The organism is Mesorhizobium sp. M0960 (genome assembly GCF_040319055.1).
Lineage (GTDB): Bacteria > Pseudomonadota > Alphaproteobacteria > Rhizobiales > Rhizobiaceae > Mesorhizobium.
In genome coordinates this window covers 1-2,299 of record NZ_JAMYNN010000050.1, presented here as the reverse complement: position 1 = coordinate 2,299, position 2,299 = coordinate 1, and the positions used below count along the sequence as shown (strand labels likewise).

Sequence of the window (2,299 nt, the reverse complement as noted above, 5' to 3'; positions counted from 1 at the left end):
CACGCTGCGTGGTCTGCGCGACCGCGCCATGCTGCTTTTGGGTTTCGCCGGCGGCCTTCGCCGATCCGAAATCGTCGGCCTCGACATTGGTCGCGACCAGACCGAGGATTCTTCTGGCTGGATTGAGTTTTTTCCTGACAAGGGCGTGCTGGTGACCCTGCGCGGCAAAACCGGTTGGCGCGAGGTCGAGGTCGGCCGCGGCTCCTCCGACGCCACCTGCCCGGTGGTCGCGCTGCAAACCTGGCTGAAGCTGGCGCGGATCGGCCATGGCCCTTTGTTCCGAAGGGTAATAGGGCAAGACAAAAGAGTCGGCGCCGATCGGCTTAACGACCAGGAGGTCGCACGCCTGATCAAGCGCACGGCGCTCGCAGCCGGCGTGCGTGGCGATCTGTCGGAGGGCGAACGCGGTCAAAAGTTTGCTGGCCATTCGCTGCGCGCCGGCCTCGCGTCCTCGGCCGAGGTCGACGAGCGCTATGTGCAAAAGCAGCTCGGTCACGCCTCGGCCGAGATGACGCGAAAGTATCAGCGCCGGCGCGATCGTTTCCGCGTCAATCTCACCAAGGCGTCCGGGCTCTGAAAAGCCCCCCTCCCTGCCCCGTTTTGTCCGCTGGGATGAGGCGGTCAGATCTCAGGCGATAACAATACCTCATCGAGCACAGCGAGCGCTGTATCCAGACTATCGGCGGCCGACGCTTCGTAGTCAGGCATGATCATCAACTGCGTTATGGCACGGCCCACAAGAGGGCATCGCGATAAAAGTACGCCAAACAACGCTAAGGGAGAACAAACGGTGATCTGATTTCGTTCGACGCTCGTTTTCGAGAGCCGTTCTGGGTCGTTCGCAATCAACTGTGTAGGCCAGCGGAGCGAGCAAGGAGCGCCAGATCCGGACAGGGCTGAGTGGGGTGTTTTTCCGGAAGGTGGGGCCATGCCCTAAGGGACACGAGATGTAGTGGACTCGTCGATCCGCGCGGTTTCGATTCGCGCACCCCGGGCACAACGCTGGGATAAGTCCCATCAGATGCTCTCCGGTGGCCGTCATCTGTTTAGCTGACATTGGGCCGAGGGCTTCCAGCACGAGCCACATGGCGGGGGTATCGGCCGTGACCATGGTGCGCCGCCCCTGCCGTCAATGCCAGCCGCCGTCACCGAGTCGCGAAGATGAAATTCAAGGTGACAAACTGGCCGGAATACGAGGCGGGCCTTCGGCGGCGCGGCAGTCTGACGCTGTGGTTGACAGAAGAAGCCTTGGCCAGGTGGCATGCGCCGCGAAGAACGACCCGCAGCGGCCAGCCCCGCTATTCCGATCTCGCCATCGAGGCGGTCTTGACACTGGGATGCGTCTTCGGGCTTCGTCTGCGCCAGAGCGAGGGATTGGCGACCTCGCTGCTCGATCTGATGGGGCTTGATCTACCGGTTCCCGATCACACGACGCTAAGCAGCCGGGGGCAGATATGGGAACCATCGGCCAAGCGGCAGCGGCATCCCGAGACGGTCCGCTGCATGTGCTGATCGATAGCACCGGATTTGAAAGTCTACGGCGCCGGCCAATGGCTGGAAGACAAGCACGGTGCCAGATCACGCCGGACCTGGCGCAAGCTGCATTTGGTTCTCAATGCCGACAGCGGCGAGATCATCGCCCATTGTCTGACCGACCAGGACGGCGACGATCCCTCGCAGGTGAAGCCGCTGCTCGACCGGATCGATGCAGAGATCGACCAATTCACGGCCGACGGAGCATATGATAGCGGTCCCACCTACTGCGCGGTGCTGCAACACAGCGTCACCGCAAGGATAGTCGTCCCGCCACGTTCAACGGCCGTGGAGAGTGATGACACCGGACCACCCGGTCAAAGGGACGGTCACATCACGGCGATCGCCAATGATGGAAGGCTGAATTGGCAGGCGTCCACCGGCTATGGCAAGCGCGCCCTGATCGAGACCGCCGTCGGGCGCTACAAGGGGCTGATCGGACGTCGCCTGCGAGCCCGCTCCTTTTCGGCTCAGCAGACCGAGGTCGCCATCGGCTGCGCCGTTCTCAACCGCATGACGGCGTGCGCACGCCCGGAGTCCGTTCGCAGCCCGGCAAGGCCGACATAGCAGGCGGCATCAAAGAGCTGATTGTGCCTAATGCCACATTTGTGCACCAACGCCTTGTGGCGCGGGCAGCCGCAGGCACAGGCTACGCGGAAAATGAAAAGCGGGGCCAACCCATTCGCTTGCACACAGCCTGCGTTTTGCCAGCTCCTCAACCGCAACGTGCTGTCAATCTTCGTCTTGCCATGTCTTGAACGCCGAA

At 62.5% G+C, this 2,299-nt stretch carries 1 protein-coding gene and 1 pseudogene; both read left to right on the top strand.

The genetic code is table 11. The features are described 5' to 3' along the window. A partial coding sequence (locus NKH63_RS31240) for a site-specific integrase (RefSeq protein WP_352920515.1) occupies positions 1–577 on the top strand: 577 nt, incomplete at its 5' end. A gap of 584 nt (positions 578–1,161) precedes the next feature. Further along, a pseudogene (locus NKH63_RS31235) lies at positions 1,162–2,100 on the top strand (IS5 family transposase). Positions 2,101–2,299: the final 199 nt, after the last annotated feature.